The sequence below is a fragment of the Shewanella piezotolerans WP3 genome, from assembly GCF_000014885.1.
GTDB classification, from domain to species: Bacteria; Pseudomonadota; Gammaproteobacteria; order Enterobacterales; family Shewanellaceae; genus Shewanella; species Shewanella piezotolerans.
Map to the genome: position 1 here is coordinate 2,420,033 of NC_011566.1, position 22,201 is coordinate 2,442,233.

Annotated in this window: 18 protein-coding genes and 1 riboswitch; of the genes, 14 read left to right on the top strand and 4 right to left on the bottom strand. The window is 43.5% G+C overall.

The genetic code is table 11. From position 1 onward, the window contains the following. Positions 1–98: 98 nt before the first annotated feature. Both SWP_RS10365 and SWP_RS10370 read right to left on the bottom strand, forming a co-directional pair. Positions 99–887 (bottom strand): DUF3108 domain-containing protein, encoded by a 789-nt coding sequence (locus SWP_RS10365; protein ID WP_044556380.1) that lies wholly within the window; start codon positions 885–887, stop codon positions 99–101. Positions 888–922: 35 nt separating this feature from the next. Further along, complete coding sequence (locus SWP_RS10370; protein ID WP_020912423.1) at positions 923–1,276, bottom strand: MGMT family protein; 354 nt, start codon at positions 1,274–1,276, stop codon at positions 923–925. Between the two features lie 211 nt (positions 1,277–1,487). Between SWP_RS10370 and SWP_RS10375 the strand changes: the two genes are divergently transcribed. After that, on the top strand, positions 1,488–2,156 hold the full coding sequence (locus SWP_RS10375; RefSeq protein WP_020912424.1) for a hypothetical protein: 669 nt from the start codon (positions 1,488–1,490) through the stop codon (positions 2,154–2,156). Positions 2,157–2,762: 606 nt separating this feature from the next. Here the strand turns inward: SWP_RS10375 and SWP_RS10380 are convergent. Continuing rightward, positions 2,763–4,484 carry an MFS transporter gene (locus SWP_RS10380; RefSeq protein ID WP_044555839.1) on the bottom strand — a complete coding sequence of 574 codons (1,722 nt, stop codon included), beginning with the start codon at positions 4,482–4,484 and terminating at the stop codon, positions 2,763–2,765. Between the two features lie 229 nt (positions 4,485–4,713). Between SWP_RS10380 and def the strand changes: the two genes are divergently transcribed. The 6 genes from def (at position 4,714) to SWP_RS10410 (ending at position 13,010) form a co-directional block, all read left to right on the top strand. Next, positions 4,714–5,205 carry a peptide deformylase gene (gene def, locus SWP_RS10385; RefSeq protein WP_020912426.1) on the top strand — a complete coding sequence of 164 codons (492 nt, stop codon included), beginning with the start codon at positions 4,714–4,716 and terminating at the stop codon, positions 5,203–5,205. Positions 5,206–5,414: 209 nt separating this feature from the next. Continuing rightward, positions 5,415–6,929: a translesion DNA synthesis-associated protein ImuA gene (gene imuA / locus SWP_RS23035; protein ID WP_020912427.1), complete on the top strand. Its 1,515-nt coding sequence runs from the start codon at positions 5,415–5,417 to the stop codon at positions 6,927–6,929. An 18-nt stretch (positions 6,930–6,947) separates the two neighbouring features. Next, positions 6,948–8,531, top strand: a complete 1,584-nt coding sequence (locus tag SWP_RS10395; RefSeq protein WP_020912429.1) for a Y-family DNA polymerase — start codon at positions 6,948–6,950, stop codon at positions 8,529–8,531. Beyond that, positions 8,531–11,704 carry an error-prone DNA polymerase gene (locus SWP_RS10400; protein WP_020912430.1) on the top strand — a complete coding sequence of 1,058 codons (3,174 nt, stop codon included), beginning with the start codon at positions 8,531–8,533 and terminating at the stop codon, positions 11,702–11,704. Before SWP_RS10395 ends, SWP_RS10400 begins: the two co-directional genes overlap by 1 nt. Before the next feature lie 63 nt (positions 11,705–11,767). Then, positions 11,768–12,271 (top strand): tRNA-uridine aminocarboxypropyltransferase, encoded by a 504-nt coding sequence (locus SWP_RS10405; protein WP_020912431.1) that lies wholly within the window; start codon positions 11,768–11,770, stop codon positions 12,269–12,271. A gap of 244 nt (positions 12,272–12,515) precedes the next feature. Continuing rightward, positions 12,516–13,010: a DUF2059 domain-containing protein gene (locus tag SWP_RS10410; RefSeq protein ID WP_020912432.1), complete on the top strand. Its 495-nt coding sequence runs from the start codon at positions 12,516–12,518 to the stop codon at positions 13,008–13,010. Between the two features lie 131 nt (positions 13,011–13,141). Here the strand turns inward: SWP_RS10410 and trhA are convergent, their stop codons facing one another. Then, positions 13,142–13,831, bottom strand: coding sequence for a PAQR family membrane homeostasis protein TrhA (gene trhA / locus SWP_RS10415; RefSeq protein ID WP_044555840.1), 690 nt, complete (start codon positions 13,829–13,831; stop codon positions 13,142–13,144). Between the two features lie 358 nt (positions 13,832–14,189). Here trhA and SWP_RS23040 point away from each other — a divergent pair, with 358 nt between their 5' ends. The 7 genes from SWP_RS23040 (at position 14,190) to thiH (ending at position 22,185) form a co-directional block, all read left to right on the top strand. Further along, on the top strand, positions 14,190–15,185 hold the full coding sequence (locus tag SWP_RS23040) for a hypothetical protein (protein ID WP_020912434.1): 996 nt from the start codon (positions 14,190–14,192) through the stop codon (positions 15,183–15,185). Positions 15,186–15,350: 165 nt separating this feature from the next. After that, a riboswitch (TPP riboswitch) is annotated at positions 15,351–15,449 on the top strand. 156 nt (positions 15,450–15,605) lie between these two features. Next, entirely contained in the window at positions 15,606–17,618 is a 2,013-nt protein-coding gene (gene thiC, locus SWP_RS10425) for a phosphomethylpyrimidine synthase ThiC (protein ID WP_044555841.1), read from the top strand. Positions 17,619–17,620: 2 nt separating this feature from the next. Beyond that, positions 17,621–19,204 (top strand): thiamine phosphate synthase, encoded by a 1,584-nt coding sequence (gene thiE, locus SWP_RS10430; protein ID WP_020912436.1) that lies wholly within the window; start codon positions 17,621–17,623, stop codon positions 19,202–19,204. Further along, complete coding sequence (locus SWP_RS10435) at positions 19,204–20,019, top strand: HesA/MoeB/ThiF family protein (protein WP_020912437.1); 816 nt, start codon at positions 19,204–19,206, stop codon at positions 20,017–20,019. Before thiE ends, SWP_RS10435 begins: the two co-directional genes overlap by 1 nt. A gap of 49 nt (positions 20,020–20,068) precedes the next feature. Then, positions 20,069–20,272, top strand: coding sequence for a sulfur carrier protein ThiS (thiS, locus tag SWP_RS10440; RefSeq protein WP_020912439.1), 204 nt, complete (start codon positions 20,069–20,071; stop codon positions 20,270–20,272). Positions 20,273–20,274: 2 nt separating this feature from the next. Next, positions 20,275–21,039 carry a thiazole synthase gene (locus SWP_RS10445; protein WP_020912440.1) on the top strand — a complete coding sequence of 255 codons (765 nt, stop codon included), beginning with the start codon at positions 20,275–20,277 and terminating at the stop codon, positions 21,037–21,039. A gap of 36 nt (positions 21,040–21,075) precedes the next feature. Then, positions 21,076–22,185, top strand: a complete 1,110-nt coding sequence (thiH, locus tag SWP_RS10450; protein ID WP_020912441.1) for a 2-iminoacetate synthase ThiH — start codon at positions 21,076–21,078, stop codon at positions 22,183–22,185. The last annotated feature ends 16 nt before the right edge of the window (positions 22,186–22,201 follow it).

The following is a 22,201-nucleotide window of genomic DNA, read 5'->3' on the forward strand; positions in this document are numbered from 1 at the left end:
GCTGAATCTCGGCGGAGGCTTTCATGCCCACCATGAGTCAGAGTCATCTGCTAAGTGCGAAATAATTGCTAGTTGCGCTCAATTAGAAAGGCGTGGGCTTAGTTGTCAGCGTTTGAATTAGCAGCTTTGTCAGTGATATGAGTTGCTTGATTCGACTCTCTTATCGCTGTTGTGGTTTTTGGTTGATACTTATAGTTGAGCAGCGTTATATCTAATTGTTTACTGCCTTTTTCAAAGTGAGTTAAGCGGATCGGAAGGTAGCTCATTTCTGGTGCCATCCAAAAGAAAGTTTGTCGTTTAGTACTGTCTCGTTTAACTTCAAATTTTAGAGTCTGGTAGCTCCCGCTATCTATATTAACACGCTCTTTACCGACGATGTTAAAGCCATAATCATCGATTTCCCCCTCTTTTACCATGGTGTAATGCAGTTCCTTTTTATTAGCTTCCATGTCGATTCTAAACTGCAGCTGTACCATGAGAGGATCAAAAAGTTGTCCGTCGTAAGGAAATTTTGCCCGTTCATCCTTATAGCGACTATGAACCACGTTTTGCCCTTTAGCAAAGGCTATTTGTTCTCTAAAATTTGGTCCGGTTCCAGTCCTTTCTACTGAGTAACGCATCGGGACGAGCTGATTACCTTCCAGAGTAAATTCGCTGCGAATATGGCGTTGATCAGAGAGCATCAATAAACTGACGTCACTATCAAATCGATAGTGGAATTGATTACTGTCACCAACAGATAGAATATAGCGTGCTCGACCGAGTTCAATGCTGCCATAATTGACTTGATATTCGGCGGTGTGAGGTGTCAATGGTGTCGTGCCCGCATGAGCTATTTGGCTTGCAATGAGCAAACAAACAGTAAGTAAAATACGTGACCTTTTAATCAAGAACCTCTCCTTAAAACTGTGCTAAGAGTGCTTTAGAACGGAATAGAAAGTACTAATGTTGCCATGTCAGGTTGCCATTCGTACTCAGATAGCTTCACCTTACCACGATTGACGATTACTCCCTCACTGCGAAGTAACTCCATCTGTTCAATGTAAAATTGGCTGTACTCTGCAAATGAAATCCTACCTTGGCTATTGATGACTCTATGCCATGGGAGTGCCAGTGAATTCGGTGCTGCCTTGAGGGCTTTTGAAACATAACGAGCTCTACCTGGTAAGCCTGCTAAATCCGCAATCTTTCCGTATGAACTGACTTTCCCTTCTGGGATCATAGACACAATTTGCCATATTTGCGTCATAGGTGAAGGCTTTACATTGTCTTGCATTAATCACTATCCCTTTTCTATAGCTAAATTCTAGCGTTAATTTGTTTCACTCTCCAGCGCTTTTGGGCACGTAGATAGCTTATAGAGGTGTAACGTCTGTTAAGGTTTTTTGTGGATGCTGCATTCTTTTTGGCTTGTTGTAATATAAGGTAAAAGTTCTTGAAGGTAGTTGAGGCTGACGTAATAATAGCGCTTTTTCACGGTATATATCATGTCTATGCAGGTTACCAAGCCTCTTATTTGTTCATTGTTGCTGTCAACTTTCTCCGTGCCTGCTTTAGCTGAACAGTATCGCCATATTGCTGACCCACTGAATCTCAGTGATTCGCTCTATGTGGGATTTGATGGCGATGTGCTTAAAGTAGGTGGTAGTTTGGCCACTAGCCATCAAAAATTTTCGGGCAATACTAATACCGGAGGAGATAAATGGCATTTGGGTTACCTTTACTCAACGGATCAGTGGCACCTGCGAGCGTCGATTGATCATGGTAAAACCGATACCCCAGACGGTAGATCGAGTCATTATCAATATCAACTAGGCTTAATGCATGAGCACAAAGGTTGGCTAAACACCCAAGTCTTTACTGAGTTAGCGGTTAACCATTTGGCGGTTAAATCCTACACTGATAGCACTGCAGCCAATGCCAGTATGACAGTACTTAAACCTATCACAGAACATTGGTATAGCGAATTGTACGCCAGTGCGAATGCGGGTATTGACGGCGTTGAGCGTTTTGATGCTCGCGCTTGGTTGGCAATGGGTTATCAAGTTAACCTGCAGTGGTCATGGGTCATACGCTATCAGTATGATTGGGAAAAACTTGAGAATATTGAAAGCGATGATACTCAGTGGGTGTTTGCAGTACGTTCGCAGTTCTAATTTATACCCGTTCTACTTAAATATGCTCGTTTAATACCAATTGCATTAAGTATTTGACCAATTCAGAGCCCCTCAGCCTTTTCAATTCAAAGCGCATTGGTAAAGAAATGGTTATTCCCTTTTAAGCCAATGCAAAGCAGAAGTGGAAAGACTGAAGGGCTCACGTAGTGCGGCTGAGGTTAAACAAATTGGCAAACGCTGTATGCTTCGCTATGGGATTTGGATATACGACTAAATGGATTTAGGAGGTAGAGCGAAGCAGGATGCCAGAGCCGAGAATAACTATTAGCTCAAATTCCACTACTTGCCTACAGCGTTTTGAATTCCCGCTGAATGGTCAAACTTTTAATGCAATTGGTTTAAGAGGCTATGTACCAGTTCAATTCTAGGCGTATTAACGTAGAAATGTTTATTCCCTTTTAAGTGAGTGCAACAACGAAGTGGGCTGGCACAAAGCCTTCTGCGATGGGCTTTACTCAGTGTTATTGATTAACATCTATTAAATTCCACTGAATCTTGCATTTTCAGGCAGTTCGGGTATAGATAAAGCCCGCGCAAATAGTATTTGCGCGGGCTTTATAATGACGATTTAGAGCTTATATCGATTTAATTTGCTTGAGCAAGCTCGCCATTAACTTCATCTTGGGCTTGTGGTGTCACACCAAACTTATGAAAAATGACCAGACCAAAGGCTGTGAGTAGACCAAGCCCGCCAATAATGAACCACATCAGATCTGGGCGTTCAGCACCTTTAGCAACTTCACTGTATAGGTAGCCTGACAGCGGGCCTGCAAGCAGAAATCCAATAGCCGATGATACAAAGTAGTAGCCCATAAACATGGCTTTCTTATCATTTGGTGCAAAACTCGCAACATATTCTTGGCTCTTTGGTGACGCAACCATTTCACCAATTGAGAATACCAAAATGGAAGTGAGTACCATTGCGCCGCCCATTACTGCGCCATGTGCAAACCCACCAATAGCTGTCCCGAGAGCAAGAATAATGGTGCCTCCGACCAATACCGGCAGTGCTTGGAAGCGTTCAACGAAACGACTGATCAACAACTGCATTAACACAATAGACAAAAAGTTAAGTCCGATTAGGTACTCAGGATTCACTTGGCGATAGTCATTGGCCCAGCTTTGAGCATATTGCGCAGCTAAGGCGGGAGCTTGACCTATTGCGGTAAATGCTTGGCTTATCTCTGCGGTAGGCACCATTACCTTGGCATGAACTAATTCAAAATAGGCTTGTTTGGCACTCAGTGTTCCAGCACTGAACTCTTGTGCTAAACGAGTTAACTCCGATTGTAATAAAGTGGTATCAACAGGAGCAAAGAATTGCTGTAAGTCAGGATAATTGGCTAGCATCAAAACGAGATCTGTAGTGTCGACAAAGTCGCGAATAAAAATAGGTAAAGTAATAAAGATCTGCTGATAGACCATCCACATGCCCGATAGAATAAGCAGGTAGATCACAAAGGGTTTATTACCTAAGCTTATTTTCTGACCATACCACGGCGCTGATTTTTTAGAAGAAGCAAGCTTATCCCAAACAAGATGAGTGCTGAACCAAGCTGCGTAGATAATCAGAGTGGTTTCACCAGTGATCCATTTAGCGCCATAAGACATCAGAATGATTAATGTGCCAAAAAACAAAATAGCAAAACGGGCATTGCCGAGTACTTCTTGAATATCGGCAAACACTGCTTTGAGTGGCTTTCCTTTTTGGCTATTCTGATCCGTTGGTTCTTTATAGAAAAATAGTGCAGGAATGAAGTTAAGCCCGATCCAGAATGCGGACATAATAAACACCCAGTCCCAGCTGATGGCACGCACATAACCTGCAATGAATGGACCTAAGAATCCACCGATATTGACCATCATGTAAAAGATCCCAAAGCCAAGGCCACGGTTAGTGTCATCGGTTGTGCGAGCCACAGTCCCGGTTACTACAGGCTTAAAACATGCAGCGCCTACAGCCACACCCATAAAGGCGACAAAGAAACCTGTAAAGCTATCGACCTGGCCAAGTAAGTAATAGCTGGGGCACATGATCGCGTAGGCGACCAAGAACATTTTTCGATAACCGTATCGATCGGCAAGTGCGCCAGTCAATACCGGAAATAGGTATAAGAAAAAAGGGATCATACCTTGTAGTAGGCCACGCTCTTGGTCTGAAAACCCAAGTCCGCCCTGGTTTTGTGGTGAGGTCATGTAAAGCGAAGACAAGGCAAAGAAGCCATACCAAGCAAGTCGTTCGAAGATCTCCATCGTATTTGCGACGAAGAATGTAGGGGGTAAAGGAGATCGCACAGCTTGTGACATATTATTATCCGTATATTTTATACATTTATTCGAATATATCATAACTTGTTAATGAAATGGATCTATTAGTGGATTTTTGAATTTTTAGCGAAAAGCTAATAGTGGGTTTGTCATTATGAGATGAGAGTAACTCGTAAATTTATCCCTCTAAATCTAGAGGGAGTTGCCTTTGTTGTTGATTCGGTCATAATAGCGCGAACTTTTTAGTTAATACTAGTGTGATAATGATATGGCAGTGTTAGACATTTTAACCATTCCTGATGTTCGGCTTAAGCGTAAAGCGGAGCCTGTTAAAGACATCGATGCAGTACAGGGTTTTATTGATGACTTAATTGAAACCATGTACGACACCGATGACGGTATTGGGCTTGCGGCCACACAAGTGGGTAGCTTACATGCTATTTTGGTTATCGATTTGTCTGAAGAACGCGATCAGCCTATGGTATTAATTAACCCTGAAATTGTTGAAACTCGTGGAGAGTTTCAAGGTGAGGAGGGTTGTTTGTCTATCCCTGGTTACCGCGCTAAAGTGAATCGTCATGAAGGTGTTAAGGTCACTGCATTAGATCGCACTGGTCAAGCATTTGAAATCGATACTGATGAGTTTCTTGCAATTGTGCTACAACATGAGATGGATCATCTTAAAGGTATAGTGTTTACCGATCACCTATCAATGCTGAAACAACAAATAGCGCTTAAAAAAGTGAAGAAGTATAAATAGTTCATTCACTGTAACCCGCTTTGCTAACGCCCCTCTTTTTAGAGGGGCGTTTTTTTTGGCTTAAAGATCTCAATCGAGTACTTGCGATCTTAATAAAGATAATTATACTGTATGTATGTACAGTATTTGTTGTGTTGGAATCTTCCTGGTTTATATACAGGTGACCCCCTTCAAATAAATACGCTTTTATCATGAAGAAAGGTGTAGATATGGGGCGTTCAAGTGCGAAGGCATACTCGGTATTTCAAGATACGATGGCATCAGAGCGGGTTGATAGTGTGCCACTCATAATCCCAGCTGAAGATAATGCTAGCTCATTGGGTCAATTATTGGCGCGGCAAGATATTTGGCGTGGGCAGCAATGGCAGCAGCAACAATTGGCATATCCAACGGGTTTCTCATTACTTGATGTACATCTCGCAGATAATGGTTGGCCACAAATTGGTGTATGTGAAGTGTTGTGTGACGGTGTCGGTCAAGGCGAACTGAGTATGGTATTACCTATGCTCAGCCAATTGATAGGGCAGGGGCAATCTTCAATAAAAGACGCCGCGCAAGAGCAAGATTCGATGGTTATGTTGGTGGCGCCACCTCACATACCTTCAGCGCAGGCTTTATTGCAGCAAGGGCTTGAACTCGCACGTTTAATCTGGATTGATACAGAAGAAAGGAAAGAGCGTTTGTGGGCTATTGAGCAGGCACTTTCGAATGGTTCTGTACCGCTAGTATTGGCTTGGTTAGATAACTTGTCGACCACTGAAGCAAGACGTTTACAACTGGCAGCTGAGAAGGGGGAGTCGCTATGCATGCTCTATTTGCCAACCCGTTGTGCACAGCTGTCACACCCAGTGAACTTACGCTTAGCGCTGCAACGACAGTTTTTTTCGGCTCGAAATAACGTTAACCACCATGACCATGCAGACTCAAGCGCAGCAGCTTCTATGTTGAAATTGGTGCCTAAGCAAGCCGCATCAAGCCCATTTTTTAGTAGTCACTTAGGTATGACCGAGGTCAACATTATTAAACGCAGAGGAGGCTGGCCTAGCCCTATGTTTAGTTTACCCTTGCTACCGCCACATATTAAGGAAAGCCTACTTGGAGTCGATGCTTACCCGATGCAAAATACCTTACAGGAAGTGAGCAATGATGTTGAGCCGCACAGTTGTGAGCTGTTTACTCAAGCGCACAATAAAGCACCTTTTGAAACGTTACCGATGAGCATTGAGGAAGGGCTTGCCGATTATAGTGTGGTGTTTAGTCGGCCACAGTTACCGATTACTGTTAGTTATCAGCATGCACTTATCAATGTGACGAATGCGAGGATCGCCATGATAACGCTGACTACGACTGTCATGACCACGACAAGAGTTACCAGGCATCGCACTGTTAATCGCATTAAAGAGCAGAAGGGCTTTAATCTTCAACCTGTTTATCAAGACTCGGCACAGGATAAAGAGTCTGCTTTATCCCTTGAACCTATACGCAGGTTAAGCCTACAAGCTACAGGTTCTCTTAGAAGCTCTCTTAAAAGTTCCTTTAGTGAGTTTGTGCAGGGATCCATTAAGCAAGGTGATGAACTAGCCGCTACTTCATTTTCTAATGTTGGAGATTGGCTTCAAGATACACTTGAAGACGCTGCGGTTAGCTCCACTGCTGATTTGTGGGCTGAACCCTATTATAGCCCGCTAGCTGCAGTAGGTAATCTTTCTCACAAGATCCATTAATAAAGGTCGTTGATTGATATGTTATGGCTAGCAGCCCATTACCCACAATGGGCATTGCAATATTTTTATTATCGTAATGAGCTGGAGCAAAGCACAGCAGTATTACTGTATGAGCCGAAGTCACTGCAAGTGCTTGCGCTTGATAGTCTGAGTGAACAAGCTGGCGTAAAATTGGGAATGAGCCTGTCTACTGCACAAAGTTTAATGCCATCGGCGATGTTGGTGGAGTTTGACGCCACTATTAGTCAACAGGCTTCAGACTGGTTGTGTCAATGGAGCTACGAGTTTAGTGCTCGAGTCGTACCGCTACGCTGTTCATTAAGCAATGAGGATCAAAAGAAAACGTCGAAAATTAAGCTTGATGTTGATGAATTTGTGTCGAATACACTGCTACTAGAAGTCAGTTCAATGGCACTTATTTTTAATGGCATCGATAAGCTTATTGAGCAGTATCGCCAACGTGCTAAAGCCTTAGGGTTAGAGGTTTCACTTGCGCTCGCCAAGACCCCTTTAGCCGCGCAGCTACTTGCGTGTCATGCTTCAATGGAAAATCAACAAGCTAAGCTCGCTACTGAAGTTTTTAGTTCAAATGACTATCTTAATACCGATAAAACTTTGCTGTTACTTAATCAACTACCAATTGCTTTATTGCCCTTATCAGATTTTTTAAAACAGAGTTTGCACGATATTGGCATTAAGTCTTTTGCATCACTGTCTGCTTTACCTGATAAAGAGCTTGGACGACGTTTTGGATCAAAGCTGTTGCAGTTATTGGCTAAAATATCAGGTCGTTTACCTCAACCGTTAAGCTATGTTGAGCCAGAAGAAAGCTATCAACAAAAGCTCACCTTATTGCATGAGGTTGAATTAATGCAGGGGATCGTTTTCCCCTTGGGCAGAATGCTAAAAGAGATGGCAAGCTATTTACAGCTGCGTCAGCTTGCTATTCAAAAACTTAAATTGAGTCTTATCTATCGTGACAGCGATCGAAGTCAGCTCGATATTGTTATTCATTATCCTTTTGCAGAGCATCGTAGTGATAGTTTACTGAATTTATGCCGTATGCAGCTTGAACGTGTCACTCTGTATCAACCTGTGGTTGAAATGGTTATTCATGTCGACAAGTTCGTACCCATTGCAGTTAATCATGACTGTTGGTTTGGACAGCAAAAAGCTGCACAGGGGCAGAGGTCAGAAAAAACACAGCGGCTAATGGCCCTGCTGGAAGCAAGGCTTGGTAAAGGAAAAGTAAAAGGGTTACAGGCTAGTTCAGCGCACCTGCCAGAGGATAGTTGGATGGCTACCGAACTGTCGGTCACAGCTAAAGAGCAGTCTATACGGCAGCAAAGGTTGTCTGAAGCTGCATCTGGCTCAGGTGCTCTGTGCGCCGGAGCATGTCGCCCAAGCTGGTTGTTAACCACACCAGAGTTGATCGCAATTGAAAATATTGAGCTTTTAAAAGGACCTGAAAGGCTGCAAACCCTATGGTGGCAAGAGCCGCAAATATCTCGAGACTACTATGTTGCCAGCCATTATCAAGGTGGACTGTGTTGGGTCTTCAAAGAAGGTAATCGCTTCTTCTTACAAGGCTGGTTTGGCTAATGTATGCCGAGTTACATGCTATCTCCAATTATACTTTTTTTAAAGGTGCCTCTCACCCCCATGAGCTGGTTGAACAAGCCGCTGAGCTTGGTTACCAAGCGATTGCCATTACAGATGAGTGTTCATTTGCCGGGATAGTCAAAGCGCACGAGGCTGCTAAAAAATGTCAAATACAGCTGCTGGTGGGCACTGAGTTTCAGTTAGCTGAAGGCATATTCGTATTACTTGCCATGAATCGTAAAGGCTATGGTCAGATCAGCCAGTTGATCACCACTAGTCGCCGTCGAGCTGAAAAAGGCGAGTATCAGCTGCAACTCAGTGAATTGCAGCAGGGCTTAGACAACACAATCTTATTATGGCAACCCGCTTCGCTAAAATCGATCAACAGTACCCTTGGCGAGCTTCCGACACAAATTGCTACTTACCAGGCTGATGTATTAACGGTTGGACAATCTCTTTATCGGCAGTTTCCTCAGCGTTGCTATCTGTTGATGGAACGAAGCTTAGTGGCCGGTGAAGCTTTAAAAATCCAACTTTGGACACAGATTGCCAAGCAGCTGGATATGCCTTGCGTGGCAGCCGGTAGCGTGCGCATGCATTGTCAGCAGAGGCAAAAGTTACTAGATGTGCTTACTTGTATTCGATACGGCACTGAGCTGGCACAAGCTGGGGAGTTGCTGCTGGCTAATGCTGAAACCGCGCTAAAGCCGACAGCTACCCTTTATAAGCGCTATCCAAAGGAATGGATTGAGAATAGTTTATTGATTGCCGAAAGATGCAACTTTAGTTTGGAGGAGCTTAAGTATGAGTACCCAAGTGAGGTGGTGCCCAGTGAATTATCCGCAAGTGAATATTTAGCCCAAGAGGTTTATAAAGGTGCATTGCGTCGGTTTAACCATCAAGTACCAGCAAGTGTCACAGCGCAATATGAAAAAGAGCTGGTTTTGATTAAAGCGATGCAATATGAGTACTTTTTTTTAACTATCTACGACATTGTTCAATACGCAAAGTCACAACAGATTTTGCATCAAGGCCGCGGCTCTGCGGCAAACTCAGTCGTCTGTTACTGTCTTGGGATCACAGAGGTCGACCCAACTAAAGTTAATATGTTGTTTGAGCGCTTTGTCTCAAAAGAGCGCAATGAACCACCCGATATTGACGTTGATTTTGAGCATGAACGCCGTGAAGAGATCATTCAATATATCTATGGTAAGTATGGTCGGGAGCGGGCAGCATTAGCGGCGACAGTGATAAGTTATCGCTTTAAGAGTGCACTCGCAGATGTGGGCAAGGCGTTGGGGATCGATAAGCAATATTTAGATCATATGCAACACAGTATCGATAGGCGCGACACTGAAGTTGACTGGTTGACGCAGCTACAGGAAAAATCACTGTTACCTCGCGAAGGAATGGGAAAATACCTGTTTCCATTAGTGCAGAGCATTTTGGGCTTTCCAAGGCACCTGTCACAGCACGTTGGCGGTTTTATTATCTCCTCTGGCCCGTTAAGTGAGTTGGTACCTGTTGAAAATGCATCAATGGCGGACAGAACGGTTATTCAATGGGATAAAGATGATTTAGAGAGCTTAGGGCTGTTAAAAGTTGATGTGCTAGCACTAGGAATGCTAACGGCTATCAGAAAGTGTTTTGAGCTTATCAGTACGCCCGAGCAGCGCTTTACTATGGAGCAGGTTAAGTGGGAGCAAGCAGCTGTGTATCAGATGCTGCAGCGTGGCGATAGCATTGGAGTGTTTCAGGTCGAGTCCAGAGCGCAAACCTCAATGTTACCAAGGCTTAAACCCCGTTGTTATTATGACTTAGTGGTCCAAATTGCCATCGTTCGGCCAGGACCTATTCAGGGCGATATGGTACACCCCTATCTAAAGCGTAGAGATGGCTTAGAAAAAGTGACCTACCCAAGTAAAGAGGTTGAGTCGGTATTATCGCGCACCATGGGGGTGCCTATTTTCCAAGAGCAGGTGATTCAACTAGCGATGGTTGCAGCTGGCTTTTCTGGCGGTGAAGCTGACAAATTAAGACGAGCAATGGCGAGCTGGAAAAAGACTGGAGAACTGCAACAGTTTGAGGATAAGCTGCTTAAAGGGATGCTGAGCCGTGGTTATTCGGCTGAGTTTTCTAAACAGATCTATCGACAAATAAGGGGGTTTGGAGAGTATGGATTTCCAGAGTCTCACTCAGCAAGTTTTGCATTGTTGGCGTATGTCTCTGCTTATCTGAAGTTTCATCATCCGGCAGCATTTTGCTGTTCGTTACTTAATAGCCAACCTATGGGATTTTATAGTCCTTCGCAACTGATCCAAGACGTGCAGCGCCATGGGGTAGTGGTACTCGCTGTGTGTGCGAATCGTAGCCAGTGGCAGCATACATTAGTGACAATAGCAGATAACCGTATCGCGATCCGCCTAGGTTTTCGCTTGGTAAAAGGCCTAAATAGACAAGAGATCGAGAAGCTGATTAAGCAGCGACCTGAGCAAGGCTTTACACACATCGATCAAATTTATTACTTAGGTATTGCACGTCATGAACTGGAAACACTTGCTAGTGCCGATGCGTTTAGCCAAATTGCGGGCCATCGTCATCAAGTGCGCTGGCAACTCTCTGCATGCCAGCCAAGTTTGCCGTTATTTGATGATGTGTTAGAAGCTGGCATGAACTGTAAACAGGAAGGAGAACGAGTATTACCAGCTTCCGGCGGATTGAATTCGGTTGCAGACGTTACTCTCCCAAGCCCTAGTATTGCAGAGTCTATGCAGGCTGACTACGCCTATACAGGAGTGACACTAGGCCAACATCCCATGAGCCTATTACGGGAGCAATCTTGCTTACATCATTGTTTGACTGCTGAGCAATTGGATGAATGTCGTAGTGGGCAAGTGGTCACAGTGGCTGGACTTGTGGTTGGACGACAGCGCCCAGGTACGGCTTCTGGCGTGACTTTTATTACGCTAGAAGATGAAACTGGCAACGTCAACTTAGTTGTATGGAGCGCGACGGCAAGAGCACAAAGACAAGCTTATTTAGTTGCAAAAATCATGAAGGTGACAGGGGTTCTAGAGCGTAAATCGGGCGTGACTCATGTGGTCGCGGGCAGGTTGACTGATATTTCTACGGAACTCAATGAACTCGTTGTCCCTTCACGAGATTTCCATTAGCAACCGCCCCTAATCTTTTGTAATAGGTATATAATTCAATGAGAATTGTATGAGGTAGAACCATTGCAAATTATTTTATTAACCCATGAACGAGAAGTCTCGCGTCCAACTAATACTGGACAGCTTGCCATCAAAGCCTTTCCTGAACATTGTAAGCGAATAATCTGGGCAAGAACGGCACCTGATGAAACTTTGCTAAAGCTACTTCAAGCAAATGACACCGCTTTACTTTTCCCTGACGAAGCTAGACATAGAGAGACTGACTCAGAAAAGCTACATGGTACTGAAAAGCGTAAATACGACGCGACTGAATCGATGCCATCGACCTTAGTGATTATTGATGCAACGTGGCAGGAGGCTCGTAAGATGATCCGTCGCAGCCAGTACTTAAAAGATGCGAGAAAGTATGCGTTAACTAGCAACCAAGATTCTTTATTTAACTTAAGGCGCAATCAAGTCGAAGGCGGCTTGTGTACAGTAGAGTGTATTATTGCGATATTCAAAGAGGTTGGTATGGCTGAAGAGGCTATCTGCTTATCTAAAGCCTTTTCAATTTTGCAAAAATAAGTGCACAAGGTGTTTATATCTCTGCGCTAATGCTTTCACACCAAACAAAGCATGCACAGCCCTCAGTGATAAGTAGTTTGTAAGTTGCTAGCTTCTCAATTGGGGGGATACCATGCTGGCATTACAAATATGAATAGTAATTGATTTACAAAGGCTGTTCGATAGTGAGATGCTCTTTTGTAGTAGCTGTATGTACACTGCTACAGACTATGATTATAAAAAGTTAATAAATAAAGGAATATTTATGAAAAAGTTATTATTATCTTTGGTGTTTATTTTATCTTTTCCCGCCAATAGTTATGCTGATTCAGGAGTAAGAGATTCGTTAGAAAGAATGTTTGAGCTAACTGATATGCAAGCAATGATAGATAGCTCTCATGCTCAAATTAATCAGATGTTCTCTCAAATGGCAAAAGAGCAGAATATCTCAGATGAACAAAAGGTTATCTTTGAAAAACATAGAAAAAAGCTGCAGCGCATGTTAGTCGAATCATTGAGTTGGGATAAGATTAAAGAGCCAATCATTGAAGCCTATTCTCAAGTTTATACTAAAGCGGAGATTGATGAGTTAATCGTTTTCTATGAGTCTCCATTAGGTCAGAAAATGATTAAGAAAATGCCTGAATTGATGCAAGTCTCAATGCAAGTTATGCAAGAAACATCGATGAGTTTAATCCCTCAGATGCAAGCACTGCAAGAAGAGTTCCAAAGAGAATTGCGAGAACAAGAAGAGATCTAATGGGAGCAAGCGAAAATTAATACATTCGCTAATATTGAATGAGTCGGTGCGACTTAGTACAGCTAAGTTGCACCATTGATAGCTTGAGTTTAGCAATCAAATGCGATTGAAGAGAGTAGCGGTATTATTATTTAAATCACGGTCAAATAGATACACAAAAAGTGACTGATCGCACCGCCTAATACAAAAAGGTGCCATATGGCATGATTGTAAGGAATGCGTTTAGCAACATAGAATATAACCCCTAAGCTATAAAATAATCCGCCAATAATTAACAGGTTAAAGCCCAAAGGCGACATGCCTGCAATCAACTCTTTCATTACGGTCACGCAAAGCCATCCCATCGCAAGGTATAAGGTGAGGCTGAAGACTTTGAAGCGGTTGATAAATAATGTCTTAAAAAGAATGCCGCCAACGGCAAGTGACCAAATGGCTATTAGTACAAGGTTGGCATTTCCATTCCCACTTTCATTGTTCAAACTAATTAACATTAAAGGGCTGTAGGTTCCCGCTATTAACAAGTAGATAGCGCAATGGTCCGCAACTTTAAGTTTATGTTTTAAAGAAACATCTGTTGCGCTGTGGTACAGCGTTGAGCAAAGAAATAGCAAAATAATACTGGCGCAATAAACAACAACCCCAGTCATCTGTATAAAAGATAAATGCTCATAACCCTTGATGACGCACATGATCAAGCCTATGACACCTGCTACTACGCCTAGTCCGTGGCTTAAGCTGTTCGCAAGCTCCTCTTTAACGCTATAACTCGCGCTAGTGACCATATTAGGTTTTGAAGAAAGGGTTGACTCTTGACTCGACATAGGGGGAAACGACTTCTGGTTAGACCACGATTGATTGCAGTGTATCAGCTTTAATCATAAAAGCCACAGTTTTAGCGTACACGTGTTAGCTTAAAGTGTTGCTCAATGCATCGTATTGATATTTAGTCATTTTACTAAAAACATTGTTGTTTCATACAGATGTTGAACTTTTGTAATAAAGCTGTCTCTAATGGTTTAAACTGCAATAAAAGTAGTGCTTGAAGTTTGACTTTGGATTAGAGGGATACTAAATCAGGCATCTAGAGAACACTCGAATATAAGCCGTTAAGTTACTTATCTCAGAGCTTTTTATGGACAACAAATAAATCACCGGACTGAAAATTTGAAGAGATCTGTTATGCCATCTTTTACGGCGATTAGCGCTAATGGACAAGCGCAAAATGATTCAAAATCTAAGCAACGCTACAGCGGAATAGGACAGATCAGTGCCAGCCGAGATCTTGCTGAAGCTGATTGTCATCGGTTATTAGCACCGATATATGGAAGTAACGCTACAGATGGAGTCGCAAAGATACCCACGCCGATAAAAAGAATCAACGAAAGCAAACAGCCTTTAAATCCTGCATCATCAAAGAGCTATTACCCTTCGATTTTTCTATTTTTGCTGGTTATTGCTATGCACGCTTTAGTCATCGCAATAATTAATCAGTCTTGGACTAAACAAGATTTGCAACTGCCAGATTTAGCGCCTGTGAAAATTAGCTCTTATCTTTATGTTGCACCTAAAAAAGTACAGTTAGAGCCTATTGATGATGAAGCTATCTCAAAAAAGATGACTGTAGACAAAGTGCTTGTTGAGAAAGCAGCAGAAATAAATGAAAAACTTGAGCCTGACACACCAGTAGAGAGTTTACCTGTAGTATTAGATCGCCAAACAGCGGTAAACGGCAGTGCTGAAGTGACTAAAGAGAGTGTTATAGAGACTAGTGCTAAAATAGCAAGTAAAAGCAATCGTTATAACGCCATAGCAGCCGCACAATCATATTTACAACGTCAGAACGATGCAGCGCTAGATGCCCTAATCATCGACAAAGCGAATGAGTACACTGGCCCTCATTCCTTGAGTGTTATGGATGGTGACATGGAAGAGTTGGTGTTTCCTGAAGTGGATAAGTATAGCAAGGTTCCAACCAACGATCATCGACTCGACCCTAACCGAGTGGTGCGCCAAGGTGATACTTGCTATCGGATTGTAAAGACCCCAACTCAGATTAACCCTTATGCTGAGAATATTGGTTTCCCCTTCAATTGTGGTGGCGATAAAGTTAAGGAAGCTATCAATGCAGCTATCTCTGCTCGGTTAGAAAAGCGGATGATTAGCCGAAAAAAGTGATCTATTTATATGATAATTTTTCACTCTAAAGTTAAAATATGAAATGATTTGGAATATAGTCCTTTATTTACAATGTATTAATGTATGCTTTTAATTGATTGTAGTTTAGTTTTTTATTGTGATGGTTAACTTGTGTCTAGGCCTGAGATAGGCTTATACTGCAGCCTCATCTTGTCGGAGTGCCATATGGCTGAGACCGTTTATTCGGGATCCGTTGAACCTGATCAGGCTAGAACCTGCGAAGGAAACAAGCGAAATTTTTGCATGTTAAAAGCTATATTAAAATAGTTATCTGCAATATTTCGGTGGTTAAGTGCATCTGTAAACTGCGTGTAAATGCTGTTTAATTTTGAGCTTTCAACTTTTATATTCTCAACTCTCCTGACAAGCAACTTCATTTTTATAATAGTGAGTTTGCTAATGTCTAAACGCCGCGAAACCCGAGCTCAGGCTCAACAATTCATCGATAACTTAAAACCGCTACAGCATCCCAATTCAGAGAAAGTATATCTGCAAGGCAGCCGCCCAGATCTGAAAGTGGGTATGCGCCAAATTCACCAAGCTGACACGCTGCTTGGAGGAGATGAGAGTAACCCTCAATTTGAAGCTAACCCGCCGCTTAAAGTATATGATTGCGCTGGTGCTTATTCGGATCCAGATGCCGATATTGATGTGCGTAAAGGCTTAGATAAATTTCGTAATAACTGGATCATTGAAAGAGATGACACTGAGCAATTGAGCGCTGTTAGCTCTGGTTTTACTCAACAACGTTTAGCTGATGATGGTTTAGACCATCTACGCTTCGAATCTTTATTGCCTCCTCGCCGCGCCAAAACGGGTAAGCGCGTCACCCAACTGCACTACGCACGTCAAGGTATTATCACTCCTGAAATGGAATATATTGCGATCCGTGAAAATATGGCGATGGCAGAAGTGACCGATCCAACTTTGACTCAAAAAAATGTAGGTGAAAGCTTTGGTGCCTCAATCAGTGAGCCAATTACTGCTGAGTTTGTACGTAGTGAGATTGCCCGTGGCCGCGCGATTATCCCATTAAACATTAATCACCCTGAAGCTGAACCTATGATTATTGGACGTAACTTTTTAGTTAAAGTTAATGCCAACATTGGTAATTCTGCAGTGACTTCATCAATTGAAGAGGAGGTTGAAAAACTAGTTTGGTCGACACGTTGGGGCGCAGACACTGTGATGGATCTATCTACTGGTCGCTACATCCATGAAACCCGGGAGTGGATTATTCGTAACTCTCCTGTGCCTATTGGTACCGTCCCTATCTATCAAGCATTAGAGAAGGTGAACGGCGTCGCTGAAGATCTTAATTGGGAAACGTTCCGTGATACATTGATAGAGCAAGCAGAGCAGGGCGTAGATTACTTTACTATCCATGCTGGCGTATTATTACGTTACGTACCAATGACGGCAAAACGTCTGACTGGTATCGTATCTCGTGGTGGTTCCATCATGGCAAAATGGTGCTTGTCGCATCATCAAGAAAACTTTCTATATGAGCACTTTAAAGAGATCTGTGAGATTTGTGCTGCCTATGATGTTTCACTGTCACTGGGTGACGGAATGCGCCCAGGCTCGATAGCAGATGCCAATGATGAAGCGCAGTTTGCAGAATTAGAAACCTTAGGCGAACTGGTTAAAATAGCTTGGCAATATGATGTGCAAACTATCATAGAAGGCCCAGGCCATATTCCAATGAATTTGATCAAAGAGAATATGGATAAACAGCTAGATCTTTGTGATGAAGCGCCGTTCTACACCTTAGGCCCTCAAACGACAGATATAGCGCCTGGTTATGATCACTTTACCTCTGGCATAGGTGCGGCGATGATTGCTTGGTATGGCTGTGCAATGCTTTGTTATGTCACACCAAAAGAGCATTTAGGGTTGCCGAATAAAGAGGATGTTAAACAGGGATTAATTGCATACAAGATAGCTGCCCATGCTGGTGATGTGGCTAAAGGCCATCCGAGCGCACAAATTCGTGATAATGCATTGTCAAAAGCGCGTTTTGAATTTAGATGGGAAGATCAATATAACTTAGGTTTAGATCCTGATACTGCTCGTGCTTATCATGATGAGTCACTGCCACAAGAGTCAGCTAAAGTGGCGCATTTCTGCTCTATGTGTGGTCCTAAGTTTTGTTCAATGAAAATCACCCAAGAAGTGCGAGATTATGCGGCTGCCCAAGAGAAACAGGCTCTGGAAACGAGCGCCTTGGAAGTAAAGTCTGCTGCTGAATATCAAGCATACAGTAAACAGGTCACGCCTACTGGGTTATCTGATACTGATATCAATAGTGGTATGGCGCAAATGTCAGCCGAATTTAAAGCCAAAGGCGCAGAGCTTTACCATGAAGCGAGCGTTGAACAAAACAGTAAAGAAGCTGCACTAGAGGAGTAAGCATGGCAAAGGTTAATTCTAACCCGATGCCAACGCGCAATCGTCCTATTGTATGGACGATTGCGGGATCTGATAGTGGCGGCGGGGCGGGCATTCAAGCTGATTTGGCGACAATCAATGATTTAGACGCTCATGGCTGCAGTGTTATTACAGCAGTGACAGCGCAAAGCTCTGTCACTGTCGCATCAGTTGAAGCGGTATCACCACAGATATTAATCGCGCAGCTTGATGTGTTGACGGCAGACCTTGCTCCACAAGCAATTAAAATTGGCCTGTTAGCCAACCAACAGCAGATAAATTTGGTGGCAAACTGGTTACATAAAATTTTATTGCAGTGGCGAGAGCGTGGCTTAACGGTCGCAGTTATTCTTGATCCCGTGATGGTAGCGACTTGTGGAGATGCGCTTACAGGCTCAGAAGCACTCGACTTTACACCATTTAAAGGGCTGCTGACATTGATAACTCCCAATGTTACAGAGCTTGCCACGTTAGCCGGACGTCAGTTGATAACACCGGAGCAGAGTGTTCAAGCCGCTCAAACGCTAGCGGCACAGCTACAAGTGTCAGTCATTGCCAAAGGTGGCGATATTGGACCTAATTGGGATGAGGGGCTAGCTCGAGATCTACTGGTTTGCCATCAGGTTACAGGAATTTCGAGTTTACATAGTGAGCATGCCTTTTGGCTCACCTCAAACAGAATAAATACCAACAACAACCATGGAACTGGTTGTACGTTGTCTTCGGCGATCGCGGCGGTGATGGCACATGGCTTTGTGTTAAATGACGCGGTGGTGGTGGCTAAAGCTTATGTTTCTCAAGGGTTAGTTCAAAGCTATCAGCCTGGCAGCGGTCCGGGCTGTTTAGCGCGTTGCGGTTGGCCAAATACGCTGTCTGTTTATCCATTTATCCAACCGCTTTGTGAAGCTACAGCGAAAACAAGTTCTAACAATCTGAATGCTTGTGGTTTTATGAAACTCACTACGCAGTTAGGCGTCTACCCTGTGGTTGCTGAGCTTGATATGTTGCAGCAACTGCTTAAAGCGGGAGTGAAGACGATTCAACTACGAGTAAAAGATCCCGCAGATCAGCTACTTGAGCAAAAAATTGTACAAGCAATTGCGTTCGGGCGAGATTATAGGGCTCAGGTCTTTATCAATGATCATTGGCAGTTAGCCATAAAACATCACGCGTTCGGGGTTCATTTAGGCCAAGAAGATTTAGTTGCTAGTAATTTAAAGCAGCTGAGTGAAGCTAATATCGCATTGGGATTGTCGAGTCATAGTTACTTTGAGATCTTGTTAGCGATGCAGCATAAACCCTCCTATATCGCTTTTGGGCATATTTTCCCGACAACGACGAAACAGATGCCATCCGCGCCCCAAGGGCTTGATAAGTTAGCTCGCTACGTAGACTTGATGCAGGGCGAACTGCCTTTGGTGGCGATTGGCGGTATCGACTCAAGTACACTCGCTAAGGTGAAAAAAACCGGTGTGGATGATATTGCAGTAGTGCGTGCCGTCACTGAAGCAGTTAATCCGGCAGCTGCCTATCAAGCTTTAGTTAAACAGTGGACTGAGGGGGAATAATGGCCGTTACTGATAAGGAGTTTTTGCACTATTCCCGGCAAATTCTTTTACCTGAAGTCGGTGAGCAGGGGCAAAATCGCTTTAAGCAATCCCATATATTGATCATAGGTGTTGGGGGGTTAGGCACATTGACGGCGCAGTATCTAGCTGCTGCTGGCATTGGCAAAATAACGCTGGTAGATGGCGATGTTGTTGAGCTATCGAATCTTCCTAGGCAATTACTGTTCTCTAAAGAGGACTTAGGCGCCAATAAAGCGCAAGTTGCAGCTATAAAACTGATGCGTGCTTATGAAGGCTCCGAAATTTATTGCTATCAGAACTATCTAAACGCAGCTAATACGCAAGAGCTGTTTTGCTCCCAGATTTCTAAGTTTGATTTGCTACTCGACTGCAGCGACAACTTTGAAGTGAGGCAACTGGTTAATCAACAAGCTATAGAGCAGGGGATCACTTTAGTTTCAGCATCCGCTGCTCACTTTCAAGGTCAGCTATTGAGTATTAACCAACAAATCTCGCCTGAGTCAGGCTGTTACCACTGCTTATACCCTAGTGATATGAGTGTGAGTCAAACCTGCCAAACTATCGGCGTGTTAGGGCCCATGGTGGGGACATTAGCGTCAATGCAGGCATTGATGAGTTTAAATCTGTTGTTGGATGTTGATGTTCTGAAACCATCTTTAGACGAAACTACAGCAAAAACAAAGATTAACGGCAATCAATTACTGGGGAAGTTATTTCGCTTTGATGGTGGCAAATTTACTTGGCGACAAGCATCTCTTTTACGCGACCCAAACTGCAGCGTCTGTAGCGCTTGATGTATTTCACCCTGAAGTTGATAGCGAAACAGAATGAGGAGAATGATAAATGATTAGCATTTTTTTGAATGACGAAGTGATGAGTATCGCTGATGGTTCGTCGTTAACAGATGTATTAAAGGGGCGAACTATCGCAGAAAATGGTGTTGCTTTAGTACTCAATGCTGAAGTGGTACCGAGAAGTCGCTGGCCACATATCATGTGTCAGCAAGACGATATGTTAGAAGTTTTTTCCGTTGTAGCAGGAGGTTAGTCATGCTGAAAATTGGTGATACAGAGTTTACCTCTCGGCTGTTTACTGGTACAGGCAAGTTTGCAAATGATAAAAATATGCTTGCCGCTATTGGCGCATCAAATTCTGAACTGGTCACGCTGGCGGTTAAGCGGCTTGATCTGAAAACCGGTAGCGATAATATTTTAAAACCGCTGCAGCAGCGTAGAGTCAAATTGCTACCAAACACCGCCGGTGCGCGTAATGTTAAAGAAGCCATCTTTGCGGCGCATCTATCACGAGAGATGTTGGGGACTAATTGGATCAAGCTGGAAATCCACCCAGATCCTAAATATCTGATGCCAGATCCTATCGAAACATTGGCAGCTGCACGTATTTTATGCGAACAAGGATATGTTGTTTTACCTTATGTGCATGCCGATCCTGTCTTGTGTCGGCGTTTAGAAGAGGTTGGTTGCGCTGCTGTGATGCCTCTGGGCAGCCCTATAGGTTCAAATCAAGGTTTAGCTACAGAGCCATTTTTAAAAATCATCATCGAACAGTCACAAGTACCTGTGGTGATTGATGCTGGCATTGGGGCTCCTTCACAAGCGACGAGGGCAATGGAACTTGGCGCAGATGCAGTCCTGGTCAATACGGCTATTGCAAGCAGTGCCGATCCCGTTGCGATGGGGCGTTGCTTCGCTCAGGCGGTAGATACCGGGCGAGCAGCATTTATTGCGGGATTAGGGAATGTCAGCGAACAGGCTAATAGTACCAGCCCTTTAACGGGATTTTTAAATGTCTAACAATGTAAGTCTGCGAGTTAACACAAAGGCGGCCTCATGAGTTTTGTCGACGAGTTTAAAAAACTGTCACGCAGTGAATTACAGATGTCTTTGTATTCAACAACTAAGCAAGATGTTGAGCGAGCACTTATCAATCCAGAGGGCAATTTATCGAGTTTACTTGCATTACTGTCGCCAGCTGCTGAACCTTATCTTGAGCAGATGGCGCAGCGATCAGTAGCACTCACTCGGCAACGTTTTGGCGCGAGCCTTGGTATGTATATTCCGCTCTACCTGTCTAACTTGTGTGCCAATGAGTGTGACTATTGCGGCTTTACTATGAGCAATAAAATTAAGCGCAAAACCTTGTCTGAAAAAGAGTTGGTTAGAGAGCTGTCATTAGTCAAAAAGATGGGCTATGACTCGGTACTATTGGTTTCAGGAGAGCATGAAACAAAAGTTGGTTTAGACTATTTTAAGCAGATGCTGCCATTGGTTAAGCAGCAATTTAGCCATGTTGCGTTGGAAGTTCAGCCGCTTGAGCAAACAGATTACCAATCTTTGATGGAAGATGGTCTTGATGCGGTAATGCTTTATCAAGAAACCTACAACCCCGTGACATATGCTAACCACCATACTCGTGGTAAGAAGAAAGATTTCAGTTTTCGACTAGAGTCCCCTGAGAGAGTAGCTCAAGCTGGAGTTGATAAAGTAGGCTTAGGGGTATTACTTGGCCTTGATGATTGGCGTTTAGATGCGTTGCTTATGGGGCATCATTTAGCTTATTTAGAAAAGCACTATTGGCGCAGTCGCTATAGCATCTCATTACCACGTTTAAGACCCTGTACTGGCGGAGTCCCACCCAAGGTTGAGTTGACCGATAAAGGTTTAGTGCAGATGATCTGTGCTTTTAGGCTATTTAACCAACAACTTGAAATAAGTTTGTCTACCCGAGAAAGCCCTGAATTCCGTGATAACCTGTTTGCGCTTGGTGTAACCAATGTCAGTGCCGGTAGTTCAACACAGCCCGGTGGTTATGATGAACCTAATTCGCAGTTGGATCAGTTTGAGATAAGTGATGAACGCACGCCTTATGAAGTTGCGGCAGCAATCAGTGCTCGAGGTTTGAATCCTGTATGGAAAGACTGGGAGCGAGGTTGGAGGTAATTTCTAGGGGATAAAA

What these genes read in the sequence shown, in the direction of transcription:
- SWP_RS10410 (WP_020912432.1), top strand. Translation starts at nt 12,516, where the DNA reads ATGAAAAAGTTATTATTATCTTTGGTGTTTATTTTATCTTTTCCCGCC.
- SWP_RS10435 (WP_020912437.1), top strand. Translation starts at nt 19,204, where the DNA reads ATGGCCGTTACTGATAAGGAGTTTTTGCACTATTCCCGGCAAATTCTT.
- SWP_RS23040 (WP_020912434.1), top strand. Translation starts at nt 14,190, where the DNA reads ATGCCATCTTTTACGGCGATTAGCGCTAATGGACAAGCGCAAAATGAT.
- SWP_RS10370 (WP_020912423.1), bottom strand. Translation starts at nt 1,276, where the DNA reads ATGCAAGACAATGTAAAGCCTTCACCTATGACGCAAATATGGCAAATT.
- thiC (WP_044555841.1), top strand. Translation starts at nt 15,606, where the DNA reads ATGTCTAAACGCCGCGAAACCCGAGCTCAGGCTCAACAATTCATCGAT.
- SWP_RS10375 (WP_020912424.1), top strand. Translation starts at nt 1,488, where the DNA reads ATGTCTATGCAGGTTACCAAGCCTCTTATTTGTTCATTGTTGCTGTCA.
- SWP_RS10395 (WP_020912429.1), top strand. Translation starts at nt 6,948, where the DNA reads ATGTTATGGCTAGCAGCCCATTACCCACAATGGGCATTGCAATATTTT.
- thiE (WP_020912436.1), top strand. Translation starts at nt 17,621, where the DNA reads ATGGCAAAGGTTAATTCTAACCCGATGCCAACGCGCAATCGTCCTATT.
- SWP_RS10445 (WP_020912440.1), top strand. Translation starts at nt 20,275, where the DNA reads ATGCTGAAAATTGGTGATACAGAGTTTACCTCTCGGCTGTTTACTGGT.
- SWP_RS10380 (WP_044555839.1), bottom strand. Translation starts at nt 4,484, where the DNA reads ATGTCACAAGCTGTGCGATCTCCTTTACCCCCTACATTCTTCGTCGCA.
- imuA (WP_020912427.1), top strand. Translation starts at nt 5,415, where the DNA reads ATGGGGCGTTCAAGTGCGAAGGCATACTCGGTATTTCAAGATACGATG.
- trhA (WP_044555840.1), bottom strand. Translation starts at nt 13,831, where the DNA reads ATGTCGAGTCAAGAGTCAACCCTTTCTTCAAAACCTAATATGGTCACT.
- def (WP_020912426.1), top strand. Translation starts at nt 4,714, where the DNA reads ATGGCAGTGTTAGACATTTTAACCATTCCTGATGTTCGGCTTAAGCGT.
- thiS (WP_020912439.1), top strand. Translation starts at nt 20,069, where the DNA reads ATGATTAGCATTTTTTTGAATGACGAAGTGATGAGTATCGCTGATGGT.
- thiH (WP_020912441.1), top strand. Translation starts at nt 21,076, where the DNA reads ATGAGTTTTGTCGACGAGTTTAAAAAACTGTCACGCAGTGAATTACAG.
- SWP_RS10400 (WP_020912430.1), top strand. Translation starts at nt 8,531, where the DNA reads ATGTATGCCGAGTTACATGCTATCTCCAATTATACTTTTTTTAAAGGT.